At 70.9% G+C, this 6286-nt stretch carries 8 protein-coding genes; 3 read left to right on the top strand and 5 right to left on the bottom strand.

Annotated elements, in window-relative coordinates; translation table 11 throughout:
• The coding region (locus tag RMN98_RS00305; protein WP_309646800.1) for a fatty acyl-CoA synthetase at window positions 1–1534 on the bottom strand (1534 nt) is incomplete at its 3' end.
• 96 nt (window positions 1535–1630) lie between these two features.
• Window positions 1631–2224: a hypothetical protein gene (locus tag RMN98_RS00300; protein WP_309646799.1), complete on the bottom strand. Its 594-nt coding sequence runs from the start codon at window positions 2222–2224 to the stop codon at window positions 1631–1633.
• Between the two features lie 119 nt (window positions 2225–2343).
• On the opposite strand from RMN98_RS00300, the gene RMN98_RS00295 reads away from it, so the two are divergent.
• From RMN98_RS00295 to RMN98_RS00285, 3 genes are read left to right on the top strand one after another with little or no spacing between them, the layout of a single operon-like run.
• A complete protein-coding gene (locus RMN98_RS00295; RefSeq protein ID WP_309646798.1) occupies window positions 2344–3378 on the top strand; it encodes a zinc-binding dehydrogenase in 1035 nt (344 codons plus the stop codon).
• A 34-nt stretch (window positions 3379–3412) separates the two neighbouring features.
• On the top strand, window positions 3413–3880 hold the full coding sequence (locus RMN98_RS00290; protein WP_309646797.1) for a DinB family protein: 468 nt from the start codon (window positions 3413–3415) through the stop codon (window positions 3878–3880).
• Window positions 3881–3910: 30 nt separating this feature from the next.
• Window positions 3911–4171 carry a hypothetical protein gene (locus tag RMN98_RS00285; protein ID WP_309646796.1) on the top strand — a complete coding sequence of 87 codons (261 nt, stop codon included), beginning with the start codon at window positions 3911–3913 and terminating at the stop codon, window positions 4169–4171.
• Window positions 4172–4247: 76 nt separating this feature from the next.
• Here the strand turns inward: RMN98_RS00285 and RMN98_RS00280 are convergent, their stop codons facing one another.
• The 3 genes from RMN98_RS00280 to ychF all read right to left on the bottom strand — a co-directional run bounded on the left by RMN98_RS00280 (window position 4248) and on the right by ychF (window position 6218).
• Window positions 4248–4445 carry a hypothetical protein gene (locus RMN98_RS00280; RefSeq protein ID WP_309646795.1) on the bottom strand — a complete coding sequence of 66 codons (198 nt, stop codon included), beginning with the start codon at window positions 4443–4445 and terminating at the stop codon, window positions 4248–4250.
• 135 nt (window positions 4446–4580) lie between these two features.
• Window positions 4581–5084, bottom strand: a complete 504-nt coding sequence (locus tag RMN98_RS00275; RefSeq protein ID WP_309646794.1) for a diadenosine tetraphosphate hydrolase — start codon at window positions 5082–5084, stop codon at window positions 4581–4583.
• Between the two features lie 57 nt (window positions 5085–5141).
• The gene (gene ychF, locus RMN98_RS00270) at window positions 5142–6218 is read right to left on the bottom strand and encodes a redox-regulated ATPase YchF (protein WP_309646793.1); all 1077 of its coding nucleotides are present in this window, start codon (window positions 6216–6218) and stop codon (window positions 5142–5144) included.
• Between the last annotated feature and the right edge of the window lie 68 nt (window positions 6219–6286).

Raw genomic sequence — 6286 nt, 5'->3', positions numbered from 1 at the left:
CCGCAGGCTGGTCCAGCCGGTCGCGCAGCACCCGCTTGAGCAGCTTGCCGCTCTGGTTGCGCGGCAGCTCGTCGACGAAGTGGACGTGCTTGGGGATCTTGAACGGCGCGAGCGTCCGGCGTGCGTGGGCGGTGAGGGCCGCAGCATCCGCCGTGGCACCCGGCTGGAGCACGACCACCGCCGTGACCGCCTCGATCCAGCGCTCGTCGGGAGTCGCGATCACCGCTACCTCGGCGACGTCGGGGTGGGTGTAGAGCGCGTCCTCGACCTCGCGGCTGGCGACCAGCACTCCCCCGGTGTTGATGGCGTCCTTGATCCGGTCGACGACGGTGATGTAACCCTGCGCGTCCATCGTCACCAGGTCACCCGAGCGGAACCAGCCGTCGCGGAAGGCCTCGGCGGTCGCCTCGGGCGCGTCCCAGTAGCCCGTGCAGAGCTGCGGCGAGCGGTAGAGCAGCTCACCCGGCGTACCGGCCTCGACAGGGGCGCCCTCCTCGTCGGCCACGAACAGCTCGACGAAGAGCACCGAGCGCCCGCACGACTCGGGCCGCTCGAGGTGCTCCTCGGGCTGGAGGACGGTGGCGAGCGGACCGATCTCGGACTGGCCGAAGCAGTTGAAGAACCGCAGCTCGGGCAGCCGTTCCTGGAGTCGGTCGAGCACGGGCACCGGCATGATCGAGGCGCCGTAGAAGGCCTTGCGCAGCGAGGACAGGTCACGCGTCGCGAGGTCGGGGTGGTTGGCCAGCGGCACCCACACCGTCGGGGCGAGGAAGAGCGCGCCGGCCCTGTCCTCCTCGACCCGGCGCAGCACCTCGGGGACGTCGGGCCGCACCATCAGCCGGTTGGTCGCGCCGACCGAGAGGTAGGGCATGAGGAACACGTGCATCCCCGCCGAGTGGTAGAGCGGCATGCAGTGCAGCGGGTCGTCGTCCTCGGCCATCGCAAGGGACACCACGCACGACACGTACTCATGCACCAGCGCCCGGTGCGTCATCATCGCGCCCTTGGGGTTGCCGGTCGTGCCGGAGGTGTAGAGCAGCTGCACCAGGTCGGTGTCGACCACGTCGGCGTCGATCGCCGGGACCTCGCCCTGCGACCACGACGGGAGGACGGCGTCGTCGGCGCCGTGGAGCACCAGCACCTGCTCGATCCTGTTGGTGCCCCGACTGCGGGTGCCCTCGACGGCCTCACGGAGGTCCGGGTCGACCAGCGCCACGCGGCTGCCCGACTGCGTGAGGATGTAGTCGAGCTCGCTGCCCGTCAGCGCGTAGTTGACCGGTACGTGCACCAGCCCGGCCCGGGCGCAGCCGAGATAGGCGAGCAGGTAGGCATCCGAGTTGGCCCCCACCGTCGCCACCCGGTCGCCCTGCGTCAGCCCCAGGCCCAGGAGGTACGCCGCGGCGCGCGACGTCGCCGCATCGAGCTCGGCGTAGGTCCAGCTGCGGTCCGCGAACTCCAGCGCGACCCGGTCGGGCGCGCGCACCGCACTGCGGTGCAGGACGTCGTCGACGGTGCTGGAGCGGGGGTCGGTCATGGGTCCTCCGAGACGGTGGTCGGCACGCGGCGTGACGGCGGTCACCCCAGGCTAGTGGGCAGGCCGCGCGCCGCGCCTGGTCCGAGTGCTCGACCCTCAGGGCTGGCTGATCACCTGGTCGACCTCGACTGCGGTGATCGCCGCCTTGCCGACGTTCATCGATGCCGTGCCCGGGTCGCACGAGAGGGTCACCTGCCCCGCCGCCGCGAAGGTGGGGGTGATCAGCATCGAGACGATCTCGCGGTCGTCTCCCGCCGCGTCGCCCAGGGTGAGCCCGTCGGCGAAGTCCTCGGTCTGGTCGCTCCCCGTCAGGGTGCAGGCGAGGCTGAACTTGCTGGCGTTGTTGCTATTGGCCAGGAACTTCGCGGTCACCACGTAGGAGCCGCCCGGCAGGTCCAGGGTGCGCAGCGTGGTGCTGGTCGACGTAGGCAGGTTGGTGAACGTCGCGGACGTGTCGCGCGTGACGTAGGCGCGGGTCAGGGGACCGCCGATGTCGGCGCGCTTCAGGCTGCCGTTCTTGACCTTCTTGCCGGTGACGGCGTTGTTGGCGAGGTCGGCCGTCTTGACCTGCCCGTTCTTGATGTCGGAGCTGCGCACGGTGTTGGCGGCGTAGGCGCCGCCGCTGACGGCGACGAGCAGGGCGAGCATGGAGGTGACGTTGGCGAAGGTGGCGCTGGGACGACGTGGCATCGGAAGCCTCTTCTCGGATGGGGTCCTGCTCACGTTAGAAGCCCCTCCCGAGGGCGGGAATGGTCAGTTCGGGCCATACCCACGTCGTTGTACGCCGCAGGACTGCCAGCATGTGAGCCATGCGTGCCATCGTCCTCGACCAGTTCCGCGGACCCGTGTCGGTCCGCGACGTGCCCGAGCCCGTCGCTCCGGACGGTGGGGTCGTGGTGCGCGTGCACGCCAGCGGTCTGTGCCGCAGCGACTGGCACGCGTGGGCGGGCCACGACTCCGGGGTGGCGCTCCCCCACGTGCCGGGCCACGAGCTGGCCGGCGTGGTGGCCTCCGTCGGGGCGGGCGTCACCGGCTGGCAGGTCGGCGACCGGGTGACCGCGCCCTTCGTCTGCGGCTGCGGCGTCTGCTCGTGGTGCCGAGCCGGCGACGCGCAGGTCTGTCCCGACCAGACCCAGCCCGGCTTCACCCACGGGGGTTCCTTCGCCGAGCTGGTCGTGCTGCACGCGGCCGACCACAACCTCGTGGCGATCCCGGACGGTGTCGACGACGCAGCTGCGGCCAGCCTCGGCTGCCGCTTCGCCACGTCCTTCCGCGCGCTCACGTCCCGGGCCCGGGTGCAGCCGGGCGAGTGGGTGACCGTCGTCGGCGCGGGCGGGGTCGGCCTCAGCGCGGTGATGATCGCGGTCGCCGCCGGCGCCCGGGTCGTCGCCGTCGACCGCTCGGCCGCCGCGCTGGACCTGGCGACGCGGCTCGGTGCCGAGCACGTGGTGCTGGCCGACGGGGACGGCGTACCGGACCGGGTGCGGGAGCTCACCGACGGCGGCAGCCACGTGGCCCTCGACGCCGTGGGGACCGCGGAGACGCTGGCCGACTCGGTGCTCAGCCTGCGCCGACGTGGCCGGCACGTGCAGGTCGGGCTGCTGGCCGCGGCGCCGGTCGTGCCGATGGACCGGGTGATCGCCTGGGAGCTCGACCTGCTCGGCAGCCACGGGATGGCGGCGGCGGACTACCCACCGATGCTCGCGCTCGTGGCCTCCGGCGCGCTCGACCCGTCGCTCCTCCTGGAGCGGACCGTGACGCTCGACGAGGCGGCCCGGTTGCTGCCCGACCTCGACTCCGCGTCGCCTGCCGGCATCACCGTGGTCGACCCGCGGCTCGGGTGACCCAGGGCTCCTCGTAGCCGCCTAGCCTGGCTCCATGGACTCCACGACGGACGAACGCGCGATGCTCGAGCAGATGCTGGACGTGCAGCGGGGCGAGATCGCCGCGCTGCTCGACGGCATCGACGAGGAGCAGGCGCGGGCCAGCCTGGTGCCGTCGCTGACGACGCTGCTCGGCCTGGTCAAGCACGCGACCTTCGTGGAGCGCGTGTGGTTCCACTCGCGGGTCGCCGGCGTGCCGCGCGAGGATCTCGGCATCCCGGTCACCGTCGACGAGAGCTTCGTGCTCGACGACGCGGACACGGTCGAGTCCGTGCGCACGGCCCACCTCGACGCGTGCGCCCGCTCGCGGGAGATCGCCGCCGAGCACGACCTCGACGAGCAGTGGGAGTGGCACGGACGCCCGGTCAGCCTGCGGTTCGTGCACCTGCAGCTCATCCAGGAGCTGGCCCGGCACGCCGGCCACGGCGACATCCTGGTCGAGCAGCTGCGTGCGGCGGGCTGAGCGCCGCGGGCGTCGGCGATACTGACTGCCATGACGCAGAAGCGGATCCTCCGGGCCAACGCCAGGAAGCTCGCGCTCCAGCGCGACCGCACGACGAGGGACGCCTTCGCGACGTATGGCGTCGACCCCGACGACCCGGCCGTCCAGGAGCTGATCGACCAGCTCGTCGAGGACGACCCGGCCGAGACCGCGGCCGAGCTCTTCCGGATCGCCGCCCAGCTGCTCCACGAGGTGGCCGACGCCACCGGCTGCTCTCCCGACCAGGTGCTGGCCAGGATCTCGCGCACCTAGCCCTCGAGCCGCGCAGCGCCGCCAGGTTGTCACACCGGCCTGATGTCCGCCCTCGCAGCGCCGCGCGTCCCACAGGTCAGCAGGGCATGCCGTCCCAGCCGTGGGCCCCTTGGTGGGAGCCCGGATTGTGGTCGCCGCTCAGTCCCATGGTCTGCGCGCAGGCGGACACGTGCTGGCCGAAACCTCCCGGCACCGACTCCGCCTGGGCGGCACCCGGCAGGGCGATCAGCAGGCCGAGCGCGAAGGGCAGGGCGACGAGTGTGGTCGTGTTCATGGCGAGACTCCTTGAGAGTGTGAGGGACCGACGGTCTCTCACGTCCAGCCTCCATTGCTCCGCGCGTCACCATCAGGGTCCATGGTCCCGACGATGCGGGACGAACCATCAGCCTCGGACGGCCGACCGGTGGCGTCACACGTCGAAGCGGAACTCCACCGAGTCACGTCGCGACACAACCTCAGAAGTCAAGGCCGCTCTCATCTCGTCGTGGGCCGAGCCGAGCGCGGTCGCAGGGTCTCGCCAGCGGGTGGCGTCGTACAACCACACCGGCCGACCGATGATCTCAGGCGGCTCCCACTCGTACCGCGGCCAGATGTGGCAGTGAAGGAAGGCGTCGGTGTTCCCGAGGATCTCGACGTTGAGCCGCCGGTAGGCGGGATCAAGACGCCGACAGACGGTCTCGACGGCATCGGCCAGCAGGTCGACGTCGGCGAGGTAGCGCAGACGTTCGACGCGCGGCAGGTCGGACAAGCGGTCGATCCCCGGTGTCTTCGTCAGTGCGAGCGAGTAGCCGGGCAGGAACTGCACGTCGCCGATGACGGCGTACGCCGCCGACAACTCGGCGAGCACCGTCGGGTTGCGCCCATCGATAGCGGCCTCGATGCGCTCCTCGCGCCAGTCTCGTGGCTCATCCATGGCAGGGAGGCTACGCACGAGCCTCCGGGGGCGACGAACCAACCCGTTGAACGGGAACTACACGTTGAAGCGGAACTCCACGACGTCGCCGTCGGCCATCACGTAGTCCTTGCCCTCCATGCGAACCTTGCCGGCCTCCTTGGCCTTCTGCATGGAGCCGGCGGCCATCAGGTCGTCGAAGGAGACGATCTCGGCCTTGATGAAGCCGCGCTGGAAGTCGGTGTGGATGACACCGGCCGCCTCGGGAGCCGTGGCGCCCTGGGGGATGGTCCAGGCGCGAGTCTCCTTGGGGCCGGCGGTGAGGTAGGTCTGGAGGCCGAGGGTGGCGAAACCGACACGGGCCAGCATGTCGAGCCCGGGCTCCTCGACACCCATCTCGGCGAGCATCGCGCGCGCCTCCTCGTCGTCGTCGAGCTCGACCAGCTCGGACTCGAACTTCGCGTCGAGGAAGATCGCCTCGGCCGGCGCGATGATCTCGCGCATGGTGGCCTTGAGCGACTCGTCGGCGAGCTCGTCGGCGTCGCAGTTGAAGACGTAGATGAACGGCTTCGCCGTCAGCAGCGACAGCTCGCGGATCAGGGACCGGTCGACCTTGGTCGCGATGATCGGCGTGCCGGCCTCGAGGTGACCCAGCGCCTCGCGCGCGGCGTCGAGGTTGGCGGTGACGGACTTGTTGCCGCGCGCCTCCTTCTCCAGGCGCGGGATGGCCTTCTCGACCGTCTGGAGGTCGGCGAGGATCAGCTCGGTCTGGATGGTGGAGATGTCGCTGGCGGGGTTGACCTCGCCGTCGACGTGCGTCACGTCCTCGTCGCGGAAGACGCGCGTCACCTGGCAGATCGCCGCCGACTCGCGGATGTGGGACAGGAACTTGTTGCCCAGGCCCTCGCCCTCCGAGGCGCCGCGCACGATGCCGGCGATGTCGACGAACTCCACCGTGGCCGGCAGCAGCTTGGCCGAGCCGAAGACCTCCGCGAGCTGTGGCAGCCGGTCGTCGGGCACGCCGACCACCCCGACGTTCGGCTCGATCGTCGCGAACGGGTAGTTCGCCGCGAGGACGTCGTTCTTGGTGAGGGCGTTGAAGAGGGTGGACTTGCCCGCGTTGGGGAGCCCGACGATACCGATGGTGAGTGCCACGGGCGGGCAGTCTACGGAGCCGCGAGGGTCCCCGACGAATCAGCCGGGTCAGACCGAGGTCAGACCGA

This window comes from Nocardioides sp. (assembly GCF_031397825.1).
In the GTDB taxonomy this organism is placed as follows: Bacteria; Actinomycetota; Actinomycetes; order Propionibacteriales; family Nocardioidaceae; genus Nocardioides.
The sequence above is the reverse complement of the archived record's forward strand: the minus strand, read 5'-3'. Positions and strand labels throughout refer to the sequence as shown.

What these genes read in the sequence shown, in the direction of transcription:
- RMN98_RS00300 (WP_309646799.1), bottom strand. Translation starts at nt 2,224, where the DNA reads ATGCCACGTCGTCCCAGCGCCACCTTCGCCAACGTCACCTCCATGCTC.
- RMN98_RS00295 (WP_309646798.1), top strand. Translation starts at nt 2,344, where the DNA reads ATGCGTGCCATCGTCCTCGACCAGTTCCGCGGACCCGTGTCGGTCCGC.
- RMN98_RS00290 (WP_309646797.1), top strand. Translation starts at nt 3,413, where the DNA reads ATGGACTCCACGACGGACGAACGCGCGATGCTCGAGCAGATGCTGGAC.
- RMN98_RS00285 (WP_309646796.1), top strand. Translation starts at nt 3,911, where the DNA reads ATGACGCAGAAGCGGATCCTCCGGGCCAACGCCAGGAAGCTCGCGCTC.
- RMN98_RS00280 (WP_309646795.1), bottom strand. Translation starts at nt 4,445, where the DNA reads ATGAACACGACCACACTCGTCGCCCTGCCCTTCGCGCTCGGCCTGCTG.
- RMN98_RS00275 (WP_309646794.1), bottom strand. Translation starts at nt 5,084, where the DNA reads ATGGATGAGCCACGAGACTGGCGCGAGGAGCGCATCGAGGCCGCTATC.